This window comes from Methylocystis borbori, from assembly GCF_036576025.1.
Taxonomy (GTDB): Bacteria; Pseudomonadota; Alphaproteobacteria; order Rhizobiales; family Beijerinckiaceae; genus Methylocystis; species Methylocystis borbori.
The window spans coordinates 1-26,097 of record NZ_JAZHYN010000046.1; the positions used below are offsets into that span (position 1 = coordinate 1).

Genomic DNA, 26,097 nt, shown 5'->3' on the forward strand with positions numbered 1-26,097 from the left:
TAGGCGTCATAGCCATAGCCCTCGAGCGACACGAGCAGCAGCACGGCGCGGTCGTCGAAGGAAAGATCGGCGAGGCCGTGAACGATCGGCGGATGGCGCGGCGCCGGCCGCGGCGCGTTGGCCAGCTTGCGCTGGGCGAGCGCGACCAGCGTGGCGTAGGCCTCGATTCGCGCCTCGGCGAGATCGGCGGGCCTCAGTTCCTTGGCGCGCATCCGCGCGCCGACCGACTGCAACGCGCTTTGCACGAGATCGTCCGCGACGGCGGGCCCGGCGCCGGCGCAAAGCGCGCGCGCATAGCGCCTCAGGGCGGGAGTCGCTCCGCCCAGCCCTGCGATGATATCGGCGCTTCTGCCCATGCGGCCCGCTCTGCTCTCGGCTTTAATTTGCGTGTTTGCGCGGCCAGCGACGTTTCCTATGAGATGATAGGACAATCCGGCGCAATTGGCTATCGCCCGCATAACGCCGCGGCCGCACGGCGTTTTTCGCGGCGCCGAGAAGCCGCCCCCATGGTTTGCTCTAGGAGCTCTCTAAGGGTTTATCCGGGGCGTCCCTATGGGTTTCCTTCCGGCGAAAACCACGCTAAAGGGCGCGAGCCTCCGACGGCGATTTCACGCATAAGAAATGGATTCAGCATGACTCAGCAAGCCGCGCCCGCCGTCCCTTTCGCCGGATTGCTTGCCGGAAAAAAGGGGCTCATTTTGGGCGTCGCGAATAATCGTTCGATCGCCTGGGGCATCGCCAAGGCCTGCGCCGACGCCGGCGCCGAACTCGCGCTCACCTATCAGATCGAGGCATTGGAAAAACGCGTGCGCCCCCTCGCGGCGGAGATCGGCGCGCAAGTCATCGGCCGCTGCGACGTCGGCGAGCCGGAGACGATCGACGCGATTTTCGCCGAGGTGGAGAAGCTCTGGGGCCGGCTCGATTTCGTCGTGCACTGTCTCGCCTTTTCCGACAAGGATGAGCTCGACGGGCGCTATGTCGACACTTCCGCTCAAAATTTCACCCAGTCGCTGCTGATCTCCTGCTACTCCTTCACGGCGCTGGCGCAGCGCGCCGAAAAGCTGATGCCAGAGGGCGGCTCGCTCTTAACGCTCACCTATTACGGCGCCGAAAAATGGATGCCGCATTACAATGTGATGGGCGTCGCCAAGGCGGCGCTGGAGGCGTCGGTGCGCTATCTCGCGGCGGATCTCGGCGTGAAGAACATCCGCGTCAACGCGATTTCCGCGGGGCCGATCAAGACCATGGCGGCCTCGGGGATCGGCGACTTCCGCTACATCCTGCGCTGGAACGAATATAACGCGCCGCTGCGCCGCGTCGTGACGATCGAGGAAGTGGGCGAAACGGCGGTCTATCTGCTCTCGCCCATGGCACGCGGCGTCTCGGGCGAAATCCTGCATGTCGACGCCGGCTATCATGTGGTGGGGATGATGAACCCCGCCGCCGCGCCGAAAATGGCGGATTTGCTGGCGCTGCTGCCGCAGGAGAAGTGAGGCCGGTCACGGCCCGCCATAGCTGTTCCGCCCTTCATCCTGAGGAGCGCGCCAAGCAAGCGTCTCGAAAGGTGAGGGTGGGGAAAACAACTCTCACCCGACTGCTGCCCTTCGGTCTCCCGACGGCTCGCCTAGGCCCCCGCCGGCTCCGCAAATCCCCGTTGCCGCAGCAGCGGCTCCACCGTCGGCATTCTTCCGCGGAAGGCGACATAGGCGTCCGCCGCATCCTGCCGTCCGCCGGCGGCATAGATGTGATCGCGCAGGCGCTGCGCGACCTCGGGCGAAAAGGGATCACCCGTCTCCTTGAAGGCTTCGAAAGCGTCGGCGTCGAGCGTTTCGGCCCAGAGATAGCTGTAATAGCCGGCCGAATAGCCGTCGCCGGAAAAGACATGCGCGAAATGCGGCAGACGGTGCCGCATGACGATTTCCGGCGGCATGGAGATCCGCGCGAGGCTGTCCGTCTCGAAGGCGCCCACGTCGAAATCCGGCGCGACGCTTTGCGCGTGAAGGTCGAGATCGACATGGGCGGAGGCGCAGAATTCGACCGTCGCGAAGCCCTGGTTGAAGTGCCGCGCCGCCGTTATGCGCGCGACGAGTTCATCGGGAATGGGCGCGCCGGTCTCGGCGTGCAGCGCGAATTCCTTCAGCACCGCCGGCTCCAGCAGCCAGTGCTCGTATAGCTGCGAGGGCAGTTCGACGAAATCGCGCGCGACATTGGTGCCCGCGACCGAAGGATAAGTCACGTCCGAGAGCATGCCGTGCAGCGCATGGCCGAATTCGTGAAACAGCGTGCGGGCGTCATCGAGGCTGAGCAGCGTCGGCGCGCCGTCGGCGCCTTTGGTGAAATTCATCACATTGACGATGACGGGCCGCACCTCGCCCCAGAGCTTGTGCTGGGAACGGAAGTCCGACATCCAGGCGCCGCCGCGCTTCGACGGCCGCGCGAAATAATCGGCGAGGAACAGCGCGACATGCTCGCCGTCGCCGTCCAGCACATCGAAGGCGCGCACATCCGGATGGTAGAGCGGCAAGCCCTTCTGCTCGACGAAGCGGAGGCCGAAGAGTTTTTGCGCGACATCGAACGCCGCGGCGATCATGTTGTCGAGCTGGAAGTACGGACGCAGCGCCGCCTGATCGAGATCGTAGCGCTTCGCGCGCACGCGCTCGGCGTAATAGCGCCAGTCATGCGCCGCGACGGTGAAATTGGCGCCCTCTTCTTCGACCATCGCCTGGATCTGTGCGCGCTCCTCGGCGGCGCGCGTCAGCGCCGGCGCCCAGATGCGATTGATCAAGTCGCGCACGGCGGCCGGAGTCTTCGCCATAGTGTCGTCGAGTTTGAAAGCCGCGAAACTATCAAAGCCGAGCAGCGTCGCGCGCTCTTCGCGCAAGTGCAGGATTTCACGGATGAGCGGGCGGTTGTCGGTCGCGCCCGGATTCTCGCCGCGGCTCGCCCAGGCGCGAAACACCGTCTCGCGCAGATCGCGCCGCGTCGAGCTTTGCAGAAAGACTTCGGCGCTGGAGCGTGACAGCGTCACGCCATATTTGCCGGGCGATCCGCGCTCCGCCGCAATGCGCGCAGCGGCGGCGCGAAAGTCGAGCGAGAGGCCGTCGAGATCGCTTTCGTCGAGCAGCAGCAGCCATGACGATTCATCGGCCAGTACATTTTGCGCGAACTGCGTCGACAGCGTCGCGAGGCGTTCGAGAATTGTCTTGAGGCGGGCCTTGTCCGCGTCCGCAAGCTTCGCGCCGGCGCGCACGAAGTTCTTGTGGGTCAGCTCGAGAACGCGGCGCCGCTCCGGCGTCAGTTCGATCGTCCCGCGGGTCTCGTAAAGCGCCTCGATCCGGCGAAACAGCGCGGAATTCATGGAGATGTCGCTGGAGTGACGCGAAAAGGCGCCGGCGATATCGCGCTCGATCTCCTGCAATTCGGGACTGGAGTCGGCGGCGGCAAGATTCCAGAAGACCGCGCCGACATCGGTCAGAAGGCGCCCGCTGCGCTCCAGCGCGCCGATGGCATTGTCGAAGGTCGGCAGCGACAGGTCGCTGGCGATGGCGTCGATCTCGGCCTTGTGCGCGGCGAAGGCCGTTTCGAACGCCTCTCTGAAATGCGCGGGCCGGATTGCGTTGAAAGGCGGCAAGCGGAAAGGGCCGCTCCAGGTCGTAAGGAGAGGGTTATCCATGACAGTCTCTTAGCAAGATGCCTCTCTTAGCAAGATGCCGACCAGCAGCGCCGGTGTCACCGCCCCCTCACACCCCCGCCGGCTTCCCCACCACCGTCACCAAGAGGTCGCCGTCGCCCAAGAGCCGCTTGGCCGCGCGCCGGCAGTCGTCGAGCATCACCGCCGCGATCTTGCCGTTCCGCTCGTCGAGGAAGCTCGGCTCGAACCCGTCGAGCTGCAGATTGACGAGCTGGCTCGCGACCTTCGTCGACGTGTCGAAACGCAGCGCATAGGAGCCGATCAGGAACTTCTTGGCCTTGTCGAGCTCCTCCTCGGTCGGGCCCTTCTCCGCGAATTGCTTGAATTCCTCGGCGATCACGCCGATCGCTTCGCCCGCGCGCTCGTTCTTCGTCGCGGCGGCGCCGATCAGCATGGCGCATTCGTCATATTCGTTGAGATGCGAATAGACGGAATAGGCCATGCCGCGCTTCTCGCGCACCTCCGTAAAGAGCCGCGAGGTGAAGGTTCCGGCGCCGAGAATATGATTGGCGACGACGGCGGCGTAATAGTCGGGATCGCGCTTCGTAATCCCCGGACGCCCGAAGCGGATCGTCGATTGCGGCACGTCGAGATCGACGATCCGGCGCTCGCCGACATGGGCGAGCGTGATCGGCGCCACCGGCGCGAGATCGTTCTGCAGGGCGAGGCCGCCGAAGGTCGCGTCGAGGAGATCGGAAAGCTTCTGCGCGTCGATCGCGCCGACGACGCCGATCTTGAGGTCGCGCCGCGCGAAAAGCCGCTCGCGCAGCGCGATGAGGTCTTCGCGCGTCAAGGTCTCGATCGTCGCAAGATCGCCGCGCACGGGGCGCCCGTAAGGGTGGTTCGGAAAGGCCGCTTCGCGAAACGCCTTCGAGGCGACCGCGTCCGGGTCGTTGACGTCGCGCTTCAATTCGGCGGCGAGCTGGCTGCGCACGCGCGCCACGTCATGCTTGTCGAGCCGCGCGTCGTTGAGCGCGAGCTTCAGGAGCCCGAAGGCCTCGTCGACATTGCGCGAGAGCGTCTGCATATGGCCCGAGATCGCGTCGCGATCGGCGCCGAAGCCGAGATGAATCGCGAGATCGTCGATGGCGCGATGGAAGCCGCGCGCGTCATAGGGGCCGGCGCCTTCGTCGATCGTCCCGGCGAGGAGCGTCGCGAGGCCGGGCTTGTCCTGCGGGTCCTGCGCCGCGCCGCCGCGGATCGCGAATTCGAGCGCGACGAGCGGCACGGCGTAGCTTTCGACAAGCCAGGCCTCTAGCCCGCCGGGCGTCGTGATCCGCTGCACATGTTCGGCGCGGGAGGCGATGGCGACGGCGGGCGCATGAGCGGTCATATCAATTCCTAACGACAATTAGCGGTCGGTCCTGGCGGTTGGTCTCGGCAAAGTCGGTCTTTGGCGGCGGATCAGGCCTCGCCCAGCCGCCTGACGTCGTTCGCCGTCTCAGGCGGGTAGCAGATAGCCCGTGACCGCCCGGCGCTTGTCGAGCCATTTGCGCGCGGCCTCGGTCACGTCCTGCGCCGTCACCTTCTCCATGCGCTCGGGCCAGGCGACGACATCCGCGATGGTGAGGCCCGTCGCGAGCGACTCGCCATACCAGCGCGCGAGCGAGGCCTGGCTGTCCTGGGCGTAAATGGCGTCGGCGATGAGGCGCGTCTTGGCGCGTTGAAGATGGTCCGCGTCGATCGGCTCTTCGGCGAAGCGCGTCAGCACGCGCTCGATCGCGGCGTCGAGTTCTTCCAGCGAAACGTCGGGCGCCGGCGTGGCGTAGACCCAGAAGCGCGTATCGTCCACCGCCGAACCCATGTAATAGGCGCCGGCGCCGACCGCGACCTTCTCCTCGACCACGAGCGTCTCATAGAGCGCGCTCGTCGCGCCGCCGCCAAGCATATAGGCGAGCGTCTCCAGCGCCTCGGCCTCGCCGGGCGCGGCGGTGGTGTAGGAGGGGACGAGATAGACCTGCTCATGCGCGGGCTGCTCGACCTTTTCGTCGCGCAGCGTCACGAGGCGATGGGCGCGATGCGGCGGCTCCTGGGGGCGGGCCCGGCGCGGCGGCTCGGCGCGCGATTCAATCGCGCCATAGGTCTCGCGGGCGATTTGCTCGACCTCGCCCGGCTCCACGTCGCCGGCGACGATGAGAATGGCGTTCTCGGGCGTGTAGAAGCGGTTGTAATAAGCGAGCGCATGTTCGCGATCGAGCCCCTCGATCTCATGGCTCCAGCCGATGATCGGCGTTCCATAGGGATGGCGCGCGAACAGCGACGCCTGCACGGCTTCGTCGAGCTGGGCCGAAGGGTCGCTGTCGGTGCGCATGCGGCGCTCCTCCAGCACCACGTCGCGCTCGGGGCCGACCACCTCGTCGGTGAGCAGGAGATTGCGCATGCGGTCGGCCTCGAACTCCATGAGCGTCTTCAGATGCTCCTTGCCGACGCGCTGGAAATAGGCCGTATAGTCGTAGCTCGTGAAGGCGTTCTCCTGCCCGCCGAGTTCGGCGACGAGATTGGAGAATTCGCCCTGCGGATGATGCTTCGTGCCCTTGAACATCAGATGTTCGAGGAAATGGGCGATGCCGGACTGGCCGAGCGGATCGTCGGCCGCGCCGTTTTTATACCAGACCATATGGGTGACGACGGGCGTGCGCGCGTCGGGGATGACGACGACCTGCATCCCATTGTCGAGCTTGAAGCTCGCGATATTGGCGCCGGCGTGAGAGGGCGCCGCGCTCGCGCCGGGCGTTAAGGAAACGGCGGCGGAAGCTTTCGGCTGCAAAGACATGAAACGGCCTTTCGGGCGGCGGGGAGCCGCGCTGGGGAAGTCATTTATTCCCAATATAGGCCGAAAATCAGTCCTTGTCAGAGTCTTTCAGGATGAACCTCGGAAGCAGGCTCGAAAGCCCGCCCCCCTGGCCTTCCGGCTTGGCGACGGGGCTGTTCGGGGTCGCCGTCTGCGCCACGGGATCACTGTCGCTGCCCGCGCCGCCGACCCAGGACATGGGATTCCACCAGCTTTTGCTGGAGGCGTTGGACTCGCGAATCTTGCTCAAATCCTGCGTCGGACGGCGATAGCCCGGCGGCGGCTCGGTGAGCAGCCGGCGGTTCGGCTCCTCGACCGCCGATTCATTCGTGCCCTTGCGGGCGGAAAGCATGCGCTGCAACAGGCCCGGTTCGTCGTCCGTGCCGGGCGCCGCGGCGGGCCGCGGGCCGCGGACGCGTTCGAGCAGGCTCTTCTTTTCCTCCGTCGGCGCATTGGGCACGCGGGCATAGCGGTCCGCGTTGCGGCGCCGCTCCGAGACGAGTTCGTTCGGCCAGCCGCCCGGCCGTTCCGACCGCTCGCGCGGCGCCGGAAGGACGCCCTGGCTTGGCGGCAGCACGAGCTTGGGGCGCTCGCTATAGTCGATCTTGCCGACGCCCTCGTCCGAGGAGACGCCGACGAGCTCCATCACCGAGGTCATGGTCGATTTGTCGTCCGCGGCGAGCGCCGGAGCCGCCTGAATCGCCGCCAATCCGGCGAAAGCGCAGAGCGCGCGACGCTGCGACTGTGCGAGTTTCATCGATCGAACTCCCCTTTCCGCCGTGATAGCAAGGCGCATAGATGCGCGCGACTTGTTGGCGATTTAGTGGCGGCGCGCCGGCGACGGGGAAGAAAAGCCCCAGGCGCGTTCTAGCCGTTTCCTTCCCGAGGCCGCTCGCCCGGCGAGAAAAAGCCTTCGATCACCAAAAGAACGACCCCGGCCGTGATCGCCACGTCGGCGACGTTGAACACGTAATTGGCGAGGGGGCCCACCGGCAGGGATGTGTGCAGATAGAAGAAATCCGCGACGGCGCCGCGCGTCAGCCTGTCGGCGGCGTTGCCGAGCGCGCCGCCGATGATGAGGCCGAGCGCCGTCGCCGTGAGCCGGCTTTCCGATTTCAGCATCCAGGCCGCAAGTCCGGCGACGATGGCGCCCTGCGCGACGAGGAGCCCCGCGCGCGCCCAGCCCTCATGCGCGGGAAACAGCGAATAGGAGACGCCGTAATTCCACGACAGCACGACGTCGAGGAAGGGCGCGAGCCGGATCGGCGCGCGCCCCGCCATGTCGAAAACATGCAGCATCCAGAATTTATGCGCCTGATCGAGCGCAAGGGCGCCGAACGCGGCGGCGAGGCCGAAAGCGCGCGGGGGAAGGCGGTCGAACAAGCTTGGAGTCTCCATGAAGGCCGCGAAGATGGGGCGGATCGCGGCCAAAAGAAGGCGCGCGCCAACCCCACTTGGGTCAGGCGCTCAATAGGCGATTGTCGGCCCCGCCGCCTCGGGCCAGTCGATCCGATAATTGAGGCCGGTGCGGACAAGATGAGTCGCGCTGGCGCTCGAGGCGGCGAAATTCGCGGGAAACCCGTCCAGAACTGAGCCGCCATAGGCGTTGATCGCGTAATTCTGCCGGCCGAGGTCCACATAAAGCCACTCGACCTTGAGGCTCCAATTGCGGGCGACGGCGTATTCGAAGCCCGCGCCGGCCGTCCAGCCCGTCGCGAGGCCTGAATAGGCGCCCGCCGAGCAGTAAAAATTCAGCGCGCAGAACCTGTTGCCCTCGCCAAGCGCCCCACGCGCCGAGACCTGGCCATAGGCGAAGCCGCCCGTGGCGTAGAGCATCATGTCGTCGCGCGGCAGAACGCCGAAGCGCCCGCGCACGGTCCCGAGCCATTCGAGGAGCCGCTTGGTGCTGGCGGCGGAATTCCGACGGTCGGCGAAGTCGGCGGAAGCGCCGAACGAGCCGCCGATATTGGCGTAGGCGAAATCGGTCTCGAGACCCGCGACGAGAAGCGGATGCAAGCGCCAATTATAGCCGATCTGCCCGCCGCCGACGAACCCCGCGATGTCGGAGCGCTGCGAGAAAGGCGCCCTGGCGTCCGTCTGGAGGATCGCCGCTTCCGGCGAACGCGCGCCGAGGGTCGTGTCTTTCGCGGCGGCGAAACCATAGCCGACATGGCCGCCGAGATAGACGCCGCCCCACTCATGCGGCTCCGCCTCGGCTTTGCCGAAGAGCGGGCCAAAATCGCCGGCGCCGGTCGGATCGTCAGACCCGCCAAAGCGGTAGCCCGCCTGCAAGTAAAAGCCATAGCGTTGCGAAAATGAGTAGATCGGCGTGGCGGGCCGGCCGACTCGGCTCTCGCCATAGTCCTTGCCCGGCGCGCTGAATTGCCAATAGCGCCCGCCGACGCCGACGTTGAAACGCGGCGTCAGATCATAGGCAAGGAGGCCTTCGACTTGAAAACCGTCGCCCTTGCCCGACTGCTGCACGCCTCGGATTTCGGGGCGAAAATTGTGATAGTCGGTGTTCCATAGCCAGCTATGAATCCAGGCCGCTTCGAGCGACGCCCGCAGACCCGGCAAAAGTTCGACGTCGCCGCCGACGCCGACCCGGAGCGAATTCCATGAAGCGTCGAAATCGAGCCCGTCCAGACTCGTCGGATAAGAAACCGCGTTCGGCGGAGCCGTAGCGCAAACGTTTGCATTCAACAGCACCTGCGCGCAGCCGAATGAATTCATCCGCTCATGGAAATTATTATAGCCGACGAAGGGGCCGATCCTGACCGGCTGGCCGGTCGGCAATCTGGTCTCTATGACATTATAGCCGAGATCGACGGTGACATATTTGAGCGAGCCGCCGCTCTGCACATGGACCGTGTTGCTGTAGACGCCATACATCGCGGCGACAGTGTCCTCGTCATTGAGCTTGCCGCTCGCGAGCGTCCCGCCGCCGAGAAAACCTTTCAGGAAGACGCCGCTCTCGTGGTCGACGCGAAAGAAGGTCTCGGCCGAATGTCCCGTCAGGTCGCCAAAAGTGAGGCGCGAAATCAATAGATCGGGGATGTCCGCGTTGTAAAAATCATATTTATGATTGCCCGAACTGAACCAGTAGCGGGTCCCAAATGCGAATTGCCAGGGCGACGCCGCGAGCGGAGGCGGCGGCGCCTTGTAGGCCGGCAAATCGGCCGCGCAGACGGCGAGAGGGCTGAATGACGCCGCCAGGGAGCAGACGAGCAAGAATTTGCGCATTTCTCTTCCCGGATTTTTCGCTCACGGGGGCCGACTTCAGACCCAAATACTGCCGATACGACGCCGACTTATGGATAAGGCCAATTGTCGGAGGGGCGCTGTAGCGGCGAGGCCACAGCGCCGAAAATTATCCAACTGTCCCCAACTTGACAGCTTGCGCTCTCGCCCATATCTCAGGAGAGCCTGTTGGCACTCACTGAGAGCGAGCGCCAACAGGCATTCGCATATCCCTTTGCCGACGGGCGGCGCCATCGTCGCCCCAGGCGCAGAAAAGGAAGACTTCACAATGGCGTTCCGTCCCCTCCACGACCGTGTCGTGGTCAAGCGACTCGAAGGCGAGGAAAAGACTAAAGGCGGCATCATCATTCCCGACACCGCCAAGGAGAAGCCGCAGGAAGGCAAAGTGATTTCCGTGGGTCCCGGCGCGCGCGACGAAAGCGGCAAGCTCGTTCCGCTCGACGTCAAAGCCGGCGACCGCGTGCTCTTCGGCAAATGGTCGGGCACCGAGGTCAAGATCGACGGCGACGACCTGCTCATCATGAAGGAAAGCGACATTCTGGGAATCGTCGACTAACTCGACCGGCCCGTTTGCTTTCGTCTCTCTCCAGGAGTTCAATAAATGGCTGCCAAAGACGTTCGTTTCTCCACCGACGCGCGCGACCGCATCATGCGCGGCGTCGAAATCCTCAACAACGCCGTGAAGGTCACGCTCGGCCCCAAGGGCCGCAACGTCGTGATCGAGAAGAGCTTCGGCGCGCCGCGCATCACCAAGGACGGCGTCACCGTCGCCAAGGAGATCGAGCTTTCCGATAAGTTCGAGAATCTCGGCGCCCAGCTCGTCCGTGAAGTCGCCAGCAAGCAGAACGATCTCGCCGGCGACGGCACGACGACCGCGACCGTGCTCGCCGCCTCGATCGCCCGCGAGGGCGCCAAGGCCGTCGCCGCCGGCCTCAACCCGATGGATCTGAAGCGCGGCGTCGACCTCGCCGTCGAAGCCATCGTCGCCGACCTCAAGGCGCACTCCAAGAAGGTCACCTCGAACGACGAGATCGCCCAGGTCGGCACGATTTCGGCCAATGGCGACCGCTTCATCGGCGAGGAAATCGCCAAGGCGATGCAGAAAGTCGGCAATGAAGGCGTCATCACCGTCGAAGAGGCGAAGAGCCTCGAGACCGAGACCGACATCGTCGAGGGCATGCAGTTCGACCGCGGCTATCTCTCGCCCTATTTCATCACCAACGCCGAGAAGATGATCGCCGAACTCGACGATCCCTACATTCTCATCCATGAGAAGAAGCTCGGCTCGCTCCAGCCGCTGCTGCCGATCCTCGAAGCGGTGGTGCAGACCGGCAAGCCGCTGCTCATCGTCGCCGAGGACGTCGAGGGCGAGGCGCTCGCGACGCTCGTCGTCAACAAGCTGCGCGGCGGCCTGAAGATCGCCGCCGTCAAGGCGCCGGGCTTCGGCGATCGCCGTAAGGCCATGCTCGAAGACATCGCCATTCTCACCGGCGGCCAGGTCGTCTCCGAGGACCTCGGCATCAAGCTCGAAAACGTCGCGCTTACCCAGCTCGGCCGCGCCAAGCGCGTGCGCATCGAGAAGGAGAATACGACGGTCATCGACGGCGCCGGCGAGAAGAAGGACATCGAAGGCCGCATCGCCCAGATCAAGAGCCAGATCGAGGAGACGACCTCCGACTACGACCGCGAGAAGCTGCAGGAGCGTCTCGCTAAGCTCGCGGGCGGCGTCGCGGTGATCCGCGTCGGCGGCGCGACCGAAGTCGAGGTGAAGGAGAAGAAGGACCGCGTCGACGACGCCCTCAACGCGACCCGCGCGGCCGTCGAGGAAGGCGTTTCGCCCGGCGGCGGCGTCGCGCTGCTGCGCGCGATCAAGGCGCTCGACGCCGTCAAGGTCGGCAATTCCGATCAGCAGACCGGCGTCGACATCGTGCGCAAGGCGATCCAGGCCCCGGCGCGCCAGATCGTCGACAACGCCGGCGGCGACGGCGCGGTGGTCGTGGGCAAGCTGCTCGAAGCCTCCGATTACGGCTTCGGCTTCGACGCCCAGAAGGGGGAATATGGCGACCTCGTGAAGCTCGGCATCATCGACCCGACCAAGGTCGTGCGCACCGCGCTGCAGGACGCCGCCTCCATCGCCGGCCTCATCATCACCACCGAGGCGACGATCACCGAACTGCCGAAGAAGGAAGCGCCCCCGATGCCGGGCGGCGGCGGCATGGGCGGCATGGACTTCTAAGCTTCATACGCCAACGATATGAAAAGCCCCGGCGACCCCGGGGCTTTTTTTTGCGCGCCGCGTAAAACGCATATGCGACGCGTGATTTTGACGCTGTTTTGAGGCGTTGCGGTCCTGGCGCCGCTCGTTTAGCATGAGCTTCGCGCGCGGGGTCTCGCGCGCGTCAAACAAGAATGATGGGAGGGGCGCGATGGCGAGCACGCCAACGACGTCGGACAGCGACTGGGCCGAGCACGTCAGGACATATCATAGCTTTCTTTTGTTGTTGAAGATCACGGCGGCGTCCACGGCCGTCGTCCTGCTCGGACTCTTCCTCTTCCTAGCGCGCTAAGGCCAAAGCCCCCCACGTCCAACGCCGTCGGGGGCTCCTGACGGCGACGGTTTCCTTGATAACCGGAGCACGTCATGCGCATCGCCGTATTGGCCGAAACGGATAAAGCCGAGCCGCGCGTCGCGGCGACACCCGAAACCGTCAAGAAGTTCATTTCGCTCGGGGCCGAAGTCGCCGTGCAGGCGGGCGCCGGCGCCGCCTCGACGATTTCCGACGACCAATATGAAGCGGCGGGCGCGACCATCGCGCGCGACGCCGCAGCCGCGCTCGCCGGCGCCGACGTCGCGCTGCGCGTGCGCCGCCCGTCGCCGGCCGAATTGCCCGGCGCCAAGCAGAATCTCGCCGTCATCGCCATCGCCGACCCATACGGCGCCGGCGGCACGCTTGGCGAACTCGCCAAGCATGGCGCGATTCTTTTCGCCATGGAGTTCATGCCGCGCATCACCCGCGCGCAATCCATGGACGTTCTGTCGTCGCAGGCCAATCTCGCCGGCTATCGCGCCGTGATCGAGGCGGCGGCCGAATATGGCCGCTCCTTTCCGATGATGATGACCGCTGCGGGCACCGTGCCGGCGGCGAAGGTCTTCATCATGGGCGTCGGCGTCGCCGGATTGCAGGCGATCGCCACGGCGCGCCGCCTCGGCGCCATCGTCACCGCGACCGACGTGCGCCCGGCGACGAAGGAGCAGGTCGAGTCGCTCGGCGCGAAATTTCTTGCCGTCGAGAATGAGGAATTCCAGCAGGCGCAGACGGCCGGCGGCTACGCCAAGGAAATGTCGCCCGAATATCAGAAGGCGCAGGCCGAACTCGTCGCCTCCCACATCGCCAAGCAGGACGTCGTCATCACCACGGCGCTGATCCCGGGCAAGCCCGCGCCAAAGCTCGTCTCCTCCGCCATGGTGCGTTCGATGCGGCCGGGCTCCGTCATCATCGACCTCGCCGCCGAACGCGGCGGCAATTGCGAATTGACGAGCCCCGGCGAGACGGTCGTGGTCGACGACGTGAAGATCGTCGGCGCGCTCAATCTTCCCGGCCGCATGGCGCCGACGGCGTCGAGCCTCTACGCCAAGAATCTGCTCGCCTTCGTCGAGACGCTCATCTCGAAGGACACGAAGCAGCTCGCGATCAATTGGGACGACGAATTGGTGAAGGCGACGGCGCTCACGCGCGACGGCGTCGTCATCGATTCGCGCTTTCAGTGACTGGCCCCGCGCTGACGGGACGCACCAACGAGAAGGGCGCTAAGCGATGACCGATTCAACGCAGCAATTGCTCGAGAAGGCGCGGGCCGCGGCGGAGGCCGCCCGCCATCTCGCCGATCAGGCGCAGCAATATTCCGATCAGCTCGCGCAGACCGCGGCCGCCATTTCGTCGCACGGCCTTGGCGGCGGCGCGATCGATCCGCTCGTCTTCCGCCTCGCGATCTTCGCGCTCGCGGTCTTCGTCGGCTATTACGTCGTCTGGTCGGTGACGCCCGCCCTGCACACGCCGCTGATGTCGGTGACCAACGCCATCTCCTCCGTCATCGTCGTCGGCGCGCTGCTTTCGGTCGGCGTCGAGGCGACGAACGCCGCCGAGAGCGGCTCGGGATGGGCGCGCTGGTTCGGCTTCATCGCTCTGACGCTCGCCTGCGTGAACATATTCGGCGGCTTCCTCGTCACCGAACGCATGCTCGCCATGTACAAGAAGAAGGGCTGACGCCATGAGCGCCAATCTCGCAGCCCTTCTCTATCTCGGCGCCGGCGTCCTGTTCATTCTGGCGCTGCGCGGCCTCTCGTCGCCGGCGACCTCCCGGCAGGGCAACCGCTACGGCATGATCGGCATGGCGATCGCCGTGGCGACGACGCTGCTTCTGCATCTGCCGCCCTTCTTCGGCCTCGTTCTCATTCTCATCGGCGCGGGCGCCGGCGGCGCGGTGGGCGCTTATGTCGCGCAACGCATTCCGATGACGAAAATGCCGGAGCTCGTGGCCTTCTTCCACTCGCTCGTCGGCCTCGCCGCCGTGCTGGTCGCCGCGAGCGCCTTCTTCGCGCCGCAGGCTTTCGGAATCGGCGCGCCGGGCAAGATCGAAGGCGGCAGCCTTTTCGAAATGTCGCTCGGCGCCGCGATCGGCGCGATCACCTTCACCGGCTCGATCATCGCCTTCCTCAAACTCTCGGAGCGGATGTCCGGCAAGCCGATCCTCTTGCCCGAACGCCATACGATCAACATCTCGCTCGGCGTCGCGCTGCTCGCGCTCATCATTCTGTTCGTCGCGACCGAGAGCGGCGTCTGGCTCTTCCTCTTGATCCTCGTCTCGCTCACGCTCGGCGTCACGCTCATCATACCGATCGGCGGCGCCGACATGCCGGTCGTCGTCTCCATGCTCAACTCCTATTCGGGCTGGGCGGCGGCGGGCATCGGCTTCACGCTCGGCAATCTCGCGCTCATCATCACCGGCGCGCTCGTCGGCTCGTCGGGCGCGATTCTCTCCTACATCATGTGCAAGGGGATGAACCGCAGCTTCATCTCCGTCATTCTCGGCGGCTTCGGCGGCGAGGTGGCGGGACCGGCGAGCGGCAAGGAGACGCGCAACGTCAAGCAGGGCTCCGCCGAGGACGCCGCCTATATCATGCAGAACGCCGGAAAGATCATCATCGTGCCGGGCTACGGCATGGCGGTGGCGCAGGCGCAGCACGCGCTGCGCGAAATGGCGGATCTGCTCAAGGCGGAAGGCGTCGAGGTCAAATACGCCATTCATCCCGTGGCGGGACGCATGCCGGGCCATATGAACGTGCTGCTCGCCGAAGCGAATGTGCCTTACGACGAAGTCTTCGAACTCGAAGACATTAATTCGGAGTTCAGCCAGGCGGACGTCGCCTTCGTCATCGGCGCGAATGACGTGACGAACCCCGCCGCCAAGACCGACAAGACCTCGGCGATTTACGGCATGCCGATCCTCGACGTCGAAAAGGCGAAGACGGTTCTGTTCCTGAAGCGCGGCATGGGCTCGGGCTACGCCGGCGTCGAGAATGAGCTGTTCTTCCGGCCCAATACGATGATGCTCTTTGGCGACGCCAAAAAAACCGTCGAGTCCATCGTCAAGGCGCTGGCGCATTAACGCGACCAACGTCGAGCAATAAACTAAGGGCCTCGAAGCGCATGCTTCGAGGCCCTTAGTTTTTTACGCGCTGGGGCGTCTCAGTCCCAATTGAGCGCCACCGGCTGGAACAAATTCTGCGGCAGCCCGCCCTCGTTGTCTAAATAGAAAATTCCGCGCTCGGGATGCTTGTTCGCGCCGTAATCGTATTTCGCCGCGAAGAAAAAGGTGCGCTGCGGAAAGGGGTGGAACAGGAAGTATTTGTAGTTGCCGATATTGTCGATGCCGAAGTCGAACGCCCAGCGCTCGTTCCACTTGTAATGAATCTTGGTGTCCACCACGAAAAAGCGATCGAAGGCCCCGTATACGCCGTGCGCTCTGTCATTGTTGGAGAGCGTCGACCACATGCGGTCCTGCCAACGCGCCGCAAGCGTGAACGACCAGTGATCGTCCGGGCGGTAAGTTGCGACGCCCGTCCAACGCCACTTTGGCACGTAAGGGACGTTCTTTCCGGAGACGGACCAGATTCCATTGTCGAGATTGTTGCCGCCAGCAGGCGACCAAGTCGGATCGGAGATGATGCGCGAGTTGACGTAGGTCACGCTCCCCAACAGTTCGAGCCCTTTGACCAAGACGTCGTCCCTGCTCGCCGCAAGTTCGACGCCGGTGTTGCGAATGCGGGAGACGTTGACGTTGCCCGTGGTCAACGTGCTGAGCGGGCCTGAGGTCACGTAAAGGCTCTGGGAGATGATCGCGTCGCGCACCTCTTCGTCGAAGAGCGACGCGCGCGCCGTTCCATTGCCGCCGATCTTGCGCTCGAAGGACAGTTCCTTGGTGAGCGCGACTTCGGGACGCAAATTCGGGTTTGGATTCGCGGCGGGGGCGGAGCCTGTGACCGAGGTCAGGTTGTAAAGCTCTCGCGCGGTTGGGAAACGGTTGGCCATGCCGACGGACGCCGTCACCGTCCATTTGTCGTCGGGCGTCCATTGGAAAGAGCCCTTGGGCGAGACCCGGGTCGAGTAAAGGTTCGGCTGGTAGATCGGCAGCATATTCGCCAGCGAAGCCGTGGAGCCGAAGCCGTTCACGCTGATGCTGCCGAGCTGCTGGTTGTAACCGTCCGAAGCCTGCCAATGCTCTCCGCGCACGCCGACCGTGAGTTTATAGAGATCGTTGATCCTCCAGGCGTCTTGCGCCCAGAGCGCCTGCGTGCGCGTCGTGCCGTTGCCGATTGAGGAGACGACTCCATAGGCGGATGCGGTTCCAGACGCCCAGTTGGTCGTGAGCCAGGTCGGATTATTGAGGTGGAACTGGTCCCCATGCAGACCGAAGCTGATGTCATGGCCCGTCAGAACGCCGTCAGGGCGAAGGATGCCCTTGGCGTCGAAGAGCGACCAATAGGTTCCGGTATAGACGGTGTTCTTGCCGGTCGCCGTGTAACCGACCGGCGCCGCGCTATAGGGCGCGACCTGGTCCGATTGCAGATAAGAGAAGTTCGAGGCCGATATCTCCCAATCGAACAAACCGCCAGTGTTGCTCTTCACCGCGCCCGCGTTCACCAACATCTTCTCCTGAACGCGGTAGTAAGCGGCGCCGAAGCTCTGGAGGGTCGACGTCTGCAGACCCCAGCGATTATTGGCGCTGTTGAAGATGGGGCCGTAGACCGGACCGTAGCCGGAATAGAGGTAATTCTCGGGAGTTGAGGTGCCGTCATTCGACCAGAAGCCAAGCGTGTAAGTTCCGCGGACGGTCGGCGTGAAGTCGTAGGCGAGCTTCAATTTCGCGTTGACTTGATCATTCGCGAGATTGCCGGCGGAGCCGAGCACCGTCGCCGGAACTCCGAATTTAGTCGTCGCGAAATAGCCGCCTGGATAACCATAGAGGACGGCTGCCGACGTCGGGAAAGTTCCCGAGGGAGCCGTGACATAGGTCAGCGGCTGCTGCGAACCGCGCTGCCAGTTGCCGGAAATCGTATAGGAAAAGTTGTTGATCTTGTCGCCGACAAAGAAACTGGTGACATTATTCACCAATCCTTTCGACGTTCCATAGAGCGAGAAGTCCTGAACCGCGAGCGTATCCTTTGCGGACACCTCCAGCTGCTCTGGCATGCGCGTCGTGATCTTCAGCACGCCGCCCATGGAGTTGCCCGGATATTGCGCCGCATAGGGGCCATAGAGAAAGTCGACGCGCTCGATTTCTTCGGGCGCGACAAGGCCCCAGCGCGGCGCGCCGATCGTATTGTCGTTGCCGATGAGCGCGGTCAGAAGCAGATCGTCGGCGTAGACGAGACTGCGCGCCGAGGAATTGATGCCCCAGGTCCTTGTCTGCAGCACAGCCTGGGTGTCGCCATTGTTTCGTTTGCGCACGAAAAGGCTCGGCATGTATTTGACCGAATCTTCCGTGTCGACGATGTTAATCTGGCGCTCGATCTGCTTTCGGGTGATGCTCGCGACCGTATTCGGCAATTGCCACTTCTCGACGAAAGCGGGCTTGCCGTCGGGAAGCGTCGCCGCCCAGATTGACGGCGCAGCAGAAGCCGGCGCCGGCGTCGCATTAGTGGTTGTCGCCGGGCCCGCTACGCGCGCGGTGGCGCGCTGGACGGGGCGGCGCGCGCCGCCGACGTCGATCGTAGGCAGCGCTTGCTGCGCCGCGGCGGGGACAAGGCCAAACTCCGATAAGGCGAAGAAAGCAAGCGCGCCGGCGGAAACGCCGCGCATGAGACGTTGACGAGACATGAGGTTTCCTTCCCTGGCGCCCGTCGAGGGGCGCGTATGATCGCGGCCGCTGTTGGCGGCGGCCCTTCAAGATTTCGAGCGATCAGGCGAAGGCGGGCGGGCCGCGCGTCGGCGCGGCGAAATTGAATCTGAAAACATGCGTCGTCGGAGACGACCGTTGCGGCGCAAGGCGTTCGGCTTCGGTCCGGAGCTCCGCGAGAAAGGCCTCGGCCGCTGGCGCGGTCGTCCAGTCGCCGATTTGGCAGAGCACGCAATGGGAATGATCGTGAACCGCGCCATGGGCTGGAGCCCGGTCGTTCGCGTCGTCGGCATGCGCCGCATGCATTTTGCAGTTGACGATCGAGGCGGGCGCGTCGCCGGGCTCATGCGCCATCGCGGCGCCGGACGCGGCGCATTGCGCGACAAGCGCGAGCAAAACGAAGAGGGTGGCGAGGAACCGCATCCGCTATCGAACCTTTGAGCCTGTCCGGCGCGATTTAGCGTTACGGCGGCGGCTGCAATAAATCCCACCAAAATAGTCTTGTTCCAAGCCGTTGCGCGTTGTCAAAGACTAAAAAATCAACTAAGAGACATTTATGTCACAGTTGCGCGCCATGTGCCGGGAGCATCGTGCGGCGATCTCGGTCGCCGCGATTTGCGCGCTGATTTTCGGTCTTCTCGTGACAGGCGCCGCCCGGCCGGCGCATGCGCTCCAGAACGACTTCGGCAAGACGGCGATCGCCTGCGATCACGCGGCGCATCACGCCGGCGCGGCGACGGATCAGGAGCCGGCGCGGAACGGCTCGCTCCGACACAAATGTCCGGACTGTTGTCTCGCCGCTCACGCGGGAACCGCCGTGCTGCCGACGCGCTTTGTCGCGATGACCCGGCCCGGCGCGGCGCCGCCGGCGACGGTGCGTTATCCATCGGGGGCGGCGCGCCAGCCCGACGGTCTCGCCGCGAGCCCGGCCAATGGCGCGCGCGCGCCTCCAGCCATCTGAACTCACGATTTTTCGCTTAAGCGGCGAGCCGCTATGCGGCGCAAGAAGAGCGGCGGCCCCTGGCCGCGCTCCGGGAGCGCATAGAGGACCGCGTAAAAAAAGCAAAAGGGCGCTTCGCCGTCGAGATCGGCGCGGGCGAATCCCGAAAAGAATGAGTAAGCCAGATGGAATACAATACGCTTTCTCCCCTCGCGATGTTCATCAACGCCGGCCCTGTCGGCAAAGCGGTGATGGCGATTCTGCTCATCGCCTCGGTCTGGACCTGGGTCCTGATCGTCGAAGGGGTGGTCGCGATCACCCGCATCGCCAAATCGGCGCGCTCGGCGCGTAGCGGCGGCGACGTGGGCGTGCTCCAGCCCGTCGCGGAAGCCGGCCGCGAAGCCTATGCGCTTGATCTGCCCGACGAGACGATCGGCGACAAGCGCGCGCGCATCGCCGATCATATGAGCCGCGCGGCGCGCGAATTTCTCACCCAGGCCGAAGGCGGTCTGCCCAATCTCGCGGTAATCTCCTCGGTCGCGCCCTTCATCGGCCTCTTCGGAACGGTCTGGGGCATCATGACGAGCTTCGCCGGCATCGCGCAGTCGCAGGACACGAGCCTTGCGGTCGTCGCGCCCGGCATCGCCGAAGCGCTGGCGGCGACGGCCTACGGCCTCGCGGCGGCGATCCCCGCCTCGATCGGCTACAACCGCATCGGCGCCGCTTTCTCCCGCGTCGGACAGCAGGTCGCGCATTACATCGAAGATGAGGCGCTCGTCCTCACGAGCGGCCATCAGCTCCGCGCGCGTCGCGACCGGGAGGCTGCGTGATGGCTATTCCCTCCCGCCAACGCCAGAGCGCGACCGAAGGGCTCTATCAGCCGCTCGCCGACATCAATGTGACGCCGCTCGTCGACGTCATGCTGGTGCTGCTCATCATCTTCATGGTCACGGCGCCGCTGCTCGCCAAGGGCGTGAAGGTCAATCTGCCGCAGGCGACCGCCGCCCAGCCCCTCAATCATAAGGATCCGATCGTCATCACCGTCGGCAAGGAGGGCAAGCTCGCCCTCGGCGCCGACGAAATCTCCCAGGAGGCGCTGATCGACGGCATTCACGCGACGATGGGCGACGACCACACCCGCGTCGTGCATGTGCGCGGCGATACGGAGGCGGTCTATGGCGAGGTCGTCGCGATAATGGACATGCTCGCGAAGAACGGCATCACCCATATCGCGATCATGACGCATTCGCGCAGCAAGACCGGGCCCGCGACGAAAGCGGCCGCGGGCCGCGCCGCGCCGGCTCCCGCTCCAGCGGCTACGGGGACGGCGAAATGACCGATCTCGCCCTCAGCCCCCAGCAGATGGCGCGCGAAGAGGCGCAGCCTCCCGCGGCTGGTCCGCCGCCGGTCAACCCGACATGGCTGCGTCCCGTCGCCATCGTCGCGATCATCGCGGCGCATGTCGCCGTCTTCGCCATATTGATGTACGCGCCGGCTCCGAAGGCGATCTCGCTCGATTCGATCAGCATGGATCTCGTGCCCGAAGGCGATTTCTTCGAGCAGGAGGAAGTCGCCGAAGCCGACGATACGCCGCCGCCCGAGACGGTGGAGGAGCCGGAATTCGCGGTGCCGCCGCCAGTCGTGATGTCGCCGGACGCCGTGCCGCTGCCGGTCCAGAAGGAAGACGTCGAAAAGGTCGAGAAGAAGCACGAGGAGCAACGCGAAATCCAGCGCGCCCAGCAACGGCAGGAGGCGCAGCAGCGCCGCCGCCTTGGCGCGCCGGAGGGCCATGCGCAGGGTTCGGGCGCCTCGCAGGCGACCTGCCTCGCGCATGTCGCGGCGGCCTTGCGCCGCCACACGCCGGGGGCGACGAGTCTTGGCTCCGGCCATGCGCATGTGACCTTCCACATCAATCCGGGGGGCGGCATCTCCAATGTTTCCGCTTCTGGATCGAGCCCGGCGCATGCGGCGCTGGCGCGGCGCATCGTGGCCTCCTCGCGCGGACCGGGCATATGCGGCGCGGCCTTTGTGAGCCAGCCTTTCTCCTTCCATTGACGCGAGCTGCGGCGGACGCTCGTCCGCCGCAGCTAAAAAGCCGCTCGCCCCTCTTCCAGTTGGAGGCCTGAAGATGTTCGCGCGCTTCTTCCTCGCGCTTCTGGCGGCCTCGGCCGCGCACGCCGCCTCTTTTTCTCAGCACGCTCTCGCCCAAACCGCGAAGCCGGTTCAGCAAACGACGCCGGCGGCGATGGCCCCCGCAACGGCTCCGGCGCCTGCGCCAAAGCCAGCTGCGGCGACGCCCGCCGCCGCCCTGTCCGAAAGCAAATTCTTGAGCGCGCTCTACAGCGCGATCGCCAAGCGCACGCCGCCCGCGAGCCCGGCGGGCGACGGCGAAGTGACGGCGAGCTTCCATGTCAATGCGCAAGGCAAAATCGACAAGGTGACGATCGACAAGACGACGAGCCCGGCTTTAGCCGAGGCGGTGAAGAAAATCCTGTCGAGCGTCGAAGCGCCGCCGCCGCCGGGCGGCTCGATGGATATAGGGCAAACGTTCAAGTTTCGCGCCGACTCCGGAAGATGAACCGGTTCGCGACTGGCCGGGCCATTCGGCCAGCGTTACGCGGCGCATGACGAGCGCAAAGCGAAGCGCTTTAAGGAGGGAAAGATGCGGCACATTTTTCGACTGGCCTCGAGTCTCGGCGCGCTAGCGATCGCCGGCGCGCTTTGCGTCGGCGCGCCGGCGCTGGCGCGCGACGACAAGCCCGACGCGGCGCATGAAGAAAAAACCGAGGCGAAGCCCGCTGAGAAGACGGAAGCGAAGCCCGCCGAAAAAGCCGACGCGAAGCGCGCCGAAAAGCCGACGGCGAAGGAGCGGGCCGATCGCGCCGCCTATCTGCGCAAACTCGGCCAGATCATCCGCGCGCGATCGCCGGGAAACACCAATCTGGGCGAGGGCTCGGCCGTCGTGCGTTTTCGCCTCGGCCCCTCGGGCGCGGCCGACAGCGTCAGCGTGCTTTCGGCGACGACGCCGCGTCACGGCCAGTTGGCGCGTTCGATCGTCTCCGGCCTGCGCGCGCCGCCGCCGCCGGGCGGCTCTTATGACGGCGTGCAGAGTTTCAGATTTCACTAGAGCGCTTGCGAAGCGAGCTAACGCGGCGGCGCTTCGCCGGGGCGCCGACGAGAAGAGGAGAGAAGGATGAAGCGTATCGCCCTCGCCCTGCTGGCGGCCTCCTTCGCCGGCGCCGCCAATGCGCAACAAGCCGCGCCGCCGGCCGACGCCGACAGGGGCGCGTCGGCGACGCACGCCGCGATGGGCCATCAGCATCCGGCGCCCGCCTGCGCCGAGGCGAAAGTCGCTTGCGCGGCGACCGCCGTCCCCGCCTTCGACAAGAACGGGCTGCTTTGGGTCGCTTTCTCCGTCGGCAAGAATGTCTATGTCGCGTCCTCGGCCGATAATGGCAAAAGCTTCTCCGCGCCGACGACCATCGCCACGGTCGCCGAGGGCGTCGTCGACGCCCATGGCGACGCGCGGCCCAAGATCGTCGCGCTCGACGACGGAACGCTGCTCGCGAGCTATACGACGCGGCCGGACAAGCAGATGATCGGCACGATCTTTACGGCGCGCTCGACCGACGGCGGCAAAAGGTTTTCCGCGCCGCAGCCGCTGCTCAACGAAGGCGGGCAGCGTTTCGAGAGTTTCGTCGTCAACCGCAAGGGCCGCATCTACGCCGCCTGGCTCGACAAGACCCATGCGTTGAAAGCAAAGGCGGAAGGCAAGGAATTCGCCGGCAGCGGCGTCGCCTTCGGCTGGTCGGACGACGGCGGCGCGAGTTTCAAGGGCAAGTCGATCCTTCTCGATCACGCCTGCGAATGCTGTCGCACTGCGGCGGCGCTCGACAAGGACGGAACGGCGGTCTTCGCCTGGCGCCAGATACTCGACGACGGCGTGCGCGACCATATGGTCGCGAAGCTTTCCGCCGACGGCGCGCGCATCGCGACGACGCGCGTCTCCGACGACGATTGGGCGATCAACTCTTGCCCGCATCACGGGCCTTCGCTCGCCATCGACGCGAGCGGCGGCTGGCATATCGTCTGGTTCACCAAGGGCAAGAAGCGGCAGGGGCTCTTCTACGCGCGCAGCCTCGATGGCGGCAAAAGCTTCTCGGAGCCGGAAAAAATCGGCGACGACGAACGCGCGCCGAGCCACCCCGCCGTGCTTGCGGCGAAGGGCCGGCTCTATCGCGTCTGGAAGGAGTTCGACGGAACGACGACGACGATCGCGATGCAGATGTCGCGCGACAGCGGCAAGAGCTGGAGCGCGCCGCGCGTCATCGCGCAGACGGCGGACGCCTCCGACCATCCCGAACTCATCGCGCATAAGGGCGCGGCTTATCTTTCCTGGCTCACGAATCAGGAAGGTTATCGGCTGTCGCCGCTGCCGCGCGACGAAAAGAGCGCCGCCGCGCTGCGGTGACGCGACTGTCAGTTGGATTTCGCCCGATGCGCCTTGCCGCTCTCATCTTCGCCATCGCGCTTGCGGCGAGCAATGCTTATGCGCTCGACTTCAAGCCTTACGCGCGCGGCGCCTTCGCGGCGCTCACGAAGGCGCATGCCGGCAGGCCGCTCATCGTGCATTTCTGGTCCGTGACCTGCCCGCCCTGCCTCGCCGAACTGCCGCAATGGGCGAAGATCGTCGCCGAGAAAAAGGGAATCGACGTCGTCTTCGTCAATACGGATAGCGAGGAGGATCGCGCGCGCGCGCAGGCGCGCCTCGAAAAGGCGGGACTCGCCGGCGCGACGCATTACGGCTTTTCCGACGATTTCGTCGAGAAGCTCTATTTCGAAGCGGATAAAAGCTGGCGCGGCGAAATGCCCTTCACCGCGCTCATCGCGCCGGACGGCGGCCTGGTGACGGTGACGGGCGCGGTGGACGATCCCTTAATCGCGCAATGGCTCGAAAAACGCGGCGCCAAATAAATTATCGCTTATCCGGCTTCAACTCTTGCACCGAGCGATCAGATAATTTGCGAACGCGCTGCAGCTCACCAGCATGAAGCGCGCATCCGCATCGTCGATGTTCGTTTCGTCGATCAGTGCATGGCGGATTCCGCCTTCGTCGCTTGTGTAGCCATAAAGTTTGCGGACGCCTTCCTTGAAGGCTCCATGAATCGGATGAGTTTCAGAAATTTTCTTCAGCGCTTCATCGAGCGTCGCTCTCTCGAGACCTGTTATGATTTTTGCAGCGGACTCAACAGCAGAAATCGACTCCTTGATGCTATTTCGATAATCAGGCTGCGGCTTTTTTCCCAATAACTCAAGTGCTGACCGGATGTGAGTCGCCACTGGAGAAAAGCGATCCGTCTGCGACATTGCCTGTTCTAATTGGGCAATTTCCTGAACATTCGTTACCGGTACAAAAGTTCCCGAAATAAGCCGGTAAGCCGATATTTCTCTTTCAAGAATATAATTTATGTCCTTATGGAATTTTTCCTTATCTACTTCTACATAAAGTGAAAGAAATTCGATAGCTTCATATACTCGAAACCAATCTCCTTTTTTGAAAAAATTTAACTGTCTTGAGATAAAATCTCCTATCTCATAAGGAAGTTCGTCGACTGGCAATTTGTAAAAATTCTCATATATACTAAGAGCGATTGGATACAGAGAGGACGTTTTAAGTGGGTCAAAAAGATGAAGATGTGTGAAGAAATACAAACGACAAACATTCCACAATGAGTTCCGAAGCTCTTGATCCATGTCATGGCTTTGAATGGCTTTCGGTTGGCGAACCCCTATACGTTCAGAAAACGAAGCCATTTTCCTGTTTCCGTTTGTGATATTAGTTGCCAATTATCCTCAGAATGCTGTTCGCTCTTATCTCGTCGCGCCGGGCTTCCAGAGCACGTCGCCTTTCTCGCGATTGACGTAGCGCGAGGCGACGAAGAGAAAATCCGACAGGCGATTGACGTAGGCGAGCGCGGTCGGCTCCAAATGCTCGCCTTCCGTCGCGGCGAGCGTCACCATCACGCGCTCGGCGCGCCGGCTGATCGTGCGCGCAAGATGGAGATAAGCGGCCGCCGGCGTTCCGCCCGGCAAGACGAAAGAGCGCAGCGGCGAAAGATCGGCGTTGAGCGCATCGATCTCTTTTTCCAGCCGCTCCACCTGCGCCTGCGTCACGACGAGCCGCGTCGCCGGATCGACCTGCGTTCCGGGCGCGAGCGGCGTCGCCAGCTCCGCGCCAAGATCGAAAAGATCGTTCTGGATGCGCTCCAGCATGGCGTCGAGCGCCGCGTCGCGCGCGTCGATCGCGAGACGCGCGACGCCGATCGCGGCGTTGGTCTCGTCGATCGCGCCATAGGCCTCGACGCGAATGTCGTCCTTGGGCCGGCGCGCGCCGTCGGCGAGCGAGGTCGCGCCCTTGTCGCCGCCGCGCGTATAGATTTTGTCGAGTTTCACCATCTACCAGCGACCTCGCGCATAGAGCACGCCGAGAACGATGATGAGCGCGATCAGCTGCAGGCCGACGCGCCAGCGCATGAGCCGCTGCGCGCGCGCCGGCGCGCCCTGGCCGCCGCGAAACATATTGACGAAGCCCGCCAGGACGACGAGCGCCACGACGGCCACGGCGACGGCTACCAGCACATTCGACCAACTCGCCATTCAGCGCGCCTCCGCTTTGATGAGTCTTGGGCTGTAGAGAAGCGCGCGGCGCGCCGCAAGACGTTTATCGCCGCAGGAGCCGTTGCAGATAGTCGAGCTCCTCCTGCGGCCGCTCCGGCTGGCCGAGGCGGCGGCGCAATTCCTCCTGCACGCGATGGGCGCGCTGGGCGGGCGGCAGGCCGAGCGGATCATATTTGCTGAAGGCGTCGGGACGGTCGCCGTCGCCGGTGGCGCGGCCGAGAGGATCGCGGCCCCTGCCCTTGCGGCCGCGCGGGCGTTGGCCGGGATTGCCGCTTTCGTCGTCGGCGGCCTCGTCGCCCTGGCCGCGCATCTGCTGGGCGAGCTTGTCCGCCCCCTTGC

28 protein-coding genes are annotated in these 26,097 nt (G+C 64.6%); 15 read left to right on the forward strand and 13 right to left on the reverse strand.

Features of this window, described 5'->3' with window-relative positions:
* The coding region (locus V3H18_RS13395; protein WP_332082574.1) for an RNA polymerase subunit sigma-70 at positions 1-356 on the reverse strand (356 nt) is incomplete at its 3' end.
* 276 nt (positions 357-632) lie between these two features.
* Between V3H18_RS13395 and fabI the strand changes: the two genes are divergently transcribed.
* Positions 633-1,493, forward strand: a complete 861-nt coding sequence (fabI, locus tag V3H18_RS13400) for an enoyl-ACP reductase FabI (protein WP_332082575.1) — start codon at positions 633-635, stop codon at positions 1,491-1,493.
* A 131-nt stretch (positions 1,494-1,624) separates the two neighbouring features.
* Here fabI and V3H18_RS13405 read toward each other — a convergent pair whose 3' ends face one another.
* The 6 genes from V3H18_RS13405 to V3H18_RS13430 all read right to left on the reverse strand — a co-directional run bounded on the left by V3H18_RS13405 (position 1,625) and on the right by V3H18_RS13430 (position 9,725).
* Positions 1,625-3,673 carry a M3 family metallopeptidase gene (locus tag V3H18_RS13405; protein WP_332082576.1) on the reverse strand — a complete coding sequence of 683 codons (2,049 nt, stop codon included), beginning with the start codon at positions 3,671-3,673 and terminating at the stop codon, positions 1,625-1,627.
* Positions 3,674-3,740: 67 nt separating this feature from the next.
* Positions 3,741-5,024: a M16 family metallopeptidase gene (locus tag V3H18_RS13410; protein ID WP_332082577.1), complete on the reverse strand. Its 1,284-nt coding sequence runs from the start codon at positions 5,022-5,024 to the stop codon at positions 3,741-3,743.
* Positions 5,025-5,132: 108 nt separating this feature from the next.
* On the reverse strand, positions 5,133-6,464 hold the full coding sequence (locus V3H18_RS13415) for a M16 family metallopeptidase (protein WP_332082578.1): 1,332 nt from the start codon (positions 6,462-6,464) through the stop codon (positions 5,133-5,135).
* 67 nt (positions 6,465-6,531) lie between these two features.
* Complete coding sequence (locus tag V3H18_RS13420; protein WP_332082579.1) at positions 6,532-7,239, reverse strand: hypothetical protein; 708 nt, start codon at positions 7,237-7,239, stop codon at positions 6,532-6,534.
* A gap of 110 nt (positions 7,240-7,349) precedes the next feature.
* Positions 7,350-7,865, reverse strand: a complete 516-nt coding sequence (gene lspA, locus V3H18_RS13425) for a signal peptidase II (protein WP_332082580.1) — start codon at positions 7,863-7,865, stop codon at positions 7,350-7,352.
* Positions 7,866-7,949: 84 nt separating this feature from the next.
* On the reverse strand, positions 7,950-9,725 hold the full coding sequence (locus V3H18_RS13430) for an outer membrane protein (RefSeq protein ID WP_332082581.1): 1,776 nt from the start codon (positions 9,723-9,725) through the stop codon (positions 7,950-7,952).
* Positions 9,726-10,011: 286 nt separating this feature from the next.
* Here V3H18_RS13430 and groES point away from each other — a divergent pair, with 286 nt between their 5' ends.
* The 6 genes from groES (at position 10,012) to V3H18_RS13460 (ending at position 15,410) form a co-directional block, all read left to right on the forward strand.
* Positions 10,012-10,299, forward strand: a complete 288-nt coding sequence (gene groES / locus V3H18_RS13435) for a co-chaperone GroES (RefSeq protein WP_332082582.1) — start codon at positions 10,012-10,014, stop codon at positions 10,297-10,299.
* Between the two features lie 45 nt (positions 10,300-10,344).
* On the forward strand, positions 10,345-11,979 hold the full coding sequence (gene groL / locus V3H18_RS13440; RefSeq protein ID WP_332082583.1) for a chaperonin GroEL: 1,635 nt from the start codon (positions 10,345-10,347) through the stop codon (positions 11,977-11,979).
* Positions 11,980-12,169: 190 nt separating this feature from the next.
* On the forward strand, positions 12,170-12,310 hold the full coding sequence (locus V3H18_RS13445) for an aa3-type cytochrome c oxidase subunit IV (protein ID WP_332082584.1): 141 nt from the start codon (positions 12,170-12,172) through the stop codon (positions 12,308-12,310).
* Positions 12,311-12,384: 74 nt separating this feature from the next.
* On the forward strand, positions 12,385-13,512 hold the full coding sequence (locus tag V3H18_RS13450; RefSeq protein ID WP_332082585.1) for a Re/Si-specific NAD(P)(+) transhydrogenase subunit alpha: 1,128 nt from the start codon (positions 12,385-12,387) through the stop codon (positions 13,510-13,512).
* A 46-nt stretch (positions 13,513-13,558) separates the two neighbouring features.
* On the forward strand, positions 13,559-14,008 hold the full coding sequence (locus tag V3H18_RS13455; protein WP_332082586.1) for a proton-translocating transhydrogenase family protein: 450 nt from the start codon (positions 13,559-13,561) through the stop codon (positions 14,006-14,008).
* A 4-nt stretch (positions 14,009-14,012) separates the two neighbouring features.
* Positions 14,013-15,410, forward strand: coding sequence for an NAD(P)(+) transhydrogenase (Re/Si-specific) subunit beta (locus tag V3H18_RS13460; protein WP_332082587.1), 1,398 nt, complete (start codon positions 14,013-14,015; stop codon positions 15,408-15,410).
* Between the two features lie 80 nt (positions 15,411-15,490).
* Here V3H18_RS13460 and V3H18_RS13465 read toward each other — a convergent pair whose 3' ends face one another.
* Together V3H18_RS13465 and V3H18_RS13470 are read right to left on the reverse strand one after the other, a co-directional pair.
* Positions 15,491-18,121: a TonB-dependent receptor gene (locus tag V3H18_RS13465; protein WP_332082588.1), complete on the reverse strand. Its 2,631-nt coding sequence runs from the start codon at positions 18,119-18,121 to the stop codon at positions 15,491-15,493.
* Positions 18,122-18,203: 82 nt separating this feature from the next.
* Positions 18,204-18,563: a DUF2946 family protein gene (locus tag V3H18_RS13470; protein WP_332082589.1), complete on the reverse strand. Its 360-nt coding sequence runs from the start codon at positions 18,561-18,563 to the stop codon at positions 18,204-18,206.
* A gap of 133 nt (positions 18,564-18,696) precedes the next feature.
* Between V3H18_RS13470 and V3H18_RS13475 the strand changes: the two genes are divergently transcribed.
* The 8 genes from V3H18_RS13475 (at position 18,697) to V3H18_RS13510 (ending at position 24,054) form a co-directional block, all read left to right on the forward strand.
* Positions 18,697-19,101 carry a hypothetical protein gene (locus tag V3H18_RS13475; protein ID WP_332082590.1) on the forward strand — a complete coding sequence of 135 codons (405 nt, stop codon included), beginning with the start codon at positions 18,697-18,699 and terminating at the stop codon, positions 19,099-19,101.
* Positions 19,102-19,265: 164 nt separating this feature from the next.
* Complete coding sequence (locus tag V3H18_RS13480; RefSeq protein WP_332082591.1) at positions 19,266-19,910, forward strand: MotA/TolQ/ExbB proton channel family protein; 645 nt, start codon at positions 19,266-19,268, stop codon at positions 19,908-19,910.
* On the forward strand, positions 19,910-20,416 hold the full coding sequence (locus tag V3H18_RS13485; RefSeq protein WP_332082592.1) for an ExbD/TolR family protein: 507 nt from the start codon (positions 19,910-19,912) through the stop codon (positions 20,414-20,416). Before V3H18_RS13480 ends, V3H18_RS13485 begins: the two co-directional genes overlap by 1 nt.
* A complete protein-coding gene (locus tag V3H18_RS13490) occupies positions 20,413-21,135 on the forward strand; it encodes an energy transducer TonB (RefSeq protein ID WP_332082593.1) in 723 nt (240 codons plus the stop codon). Before V3H18_RS13485 ends, V3H18_RS13490 begins: the two co-directional genes overlap by 4 nt.
* A gap of 73 nt (positions 21,136-21,208) precedes the next feature.
* Positions 21,209-21,658: an energy transducer TonB family protein gene (locus V3H18_RS13495; RefSeq protein WP_332082594.1), complete on the forward strand. Its 450-nt coding sequence runs from the start codon at positions 21,209-21,211 to the stop codon at positions 21,656-21,658.
* 84 nt (positions 21,659-21,742) lie between these two features.
* Complete coding sequence (locus tag V3H18_RS13500) at positions 21,743-22,207, forward strand: hypothetical protein (RefSeq protein ID WP_332082595.1); 465 nt, start codon at positions 21,743-21,745, stop codon at positions 22,205-22,207.
* A 66-nt stretch (positions 22,208-22,273) separates the two neighbouring features.
* A complete protein-coding gene (locus V3H18_RS13505) occupies positions 22,274-23,551 on the forward strand; it encodes a sialidase family protein (protein WP_332082596.1) in 1,278 nt (425 codons plus the stop codon).
* A 26-nt stretch (positions 23,552-23,577) separates the two neighbouring features.
* On the forward strand, positions 23,578-24,054 hold the full coding sequence (locus V3H18_RS13510) for a TlpA family protein disulfide reductase (protein ID WP_332082597.1): 477 nt from the start codon (positions 23,578-23,580) through the stop codon (positions 24,052-24,054).
* 18 nt (positions 24,055-24,072) lie between these two features.
* Here V3H18_RS13510 and V3H18_RS13515 read toward each other — a convergent pair whose 3' ends face one another.
* The 4 genes from V3H18_RS13515 to V3H18_RS13530 all read right to left on the reverse strand — a co-directional run.
* On the reverse strand, positions 24,073-24,894 hold the full coding sequence (locus V3H18_RS13515; protein ID WP_332082598.1) for an AbiJ-NTD4 domain-containing protein: 822 nt from the start codon (positions 24,892-24,894) through the stop codon (positions 24,073-24,075).
* A gap of 57 nt (positions 24,895-24,951) precedes the next feature.
* The gene (locus V3H18_RS13520; protein WP_332082599.1) at positions 24,952-25,536 is read right to left on the reverse strand and encodes a cob(I)yrinic acid a,c-diamide adenosyltransferase; all 585 of its coding nucleotides are present in this window, start codon (positions 25,534-25,536) and stop codon (positions 24,952-24,954) included.
* Complete coding sequence (locus V3H18_RS13525) at positions 25,537-25,737, reverse strand: twin transmembrane helix small protein (protein WP_332082600.1); 201 nt, start codon at positions 25,735-25,737, stop codon at positions 25,537-25,539.
* 64 nt (positions 25,738-25,801) lie between these two features.
* The coding region (locus tag V3H18_RS13530) for a DUF4175 family protein (RefSeq protein WP_332082601.1) at positions 25,802-26,097 on the reverse strand (296 nt) is incomplete at its 5' end.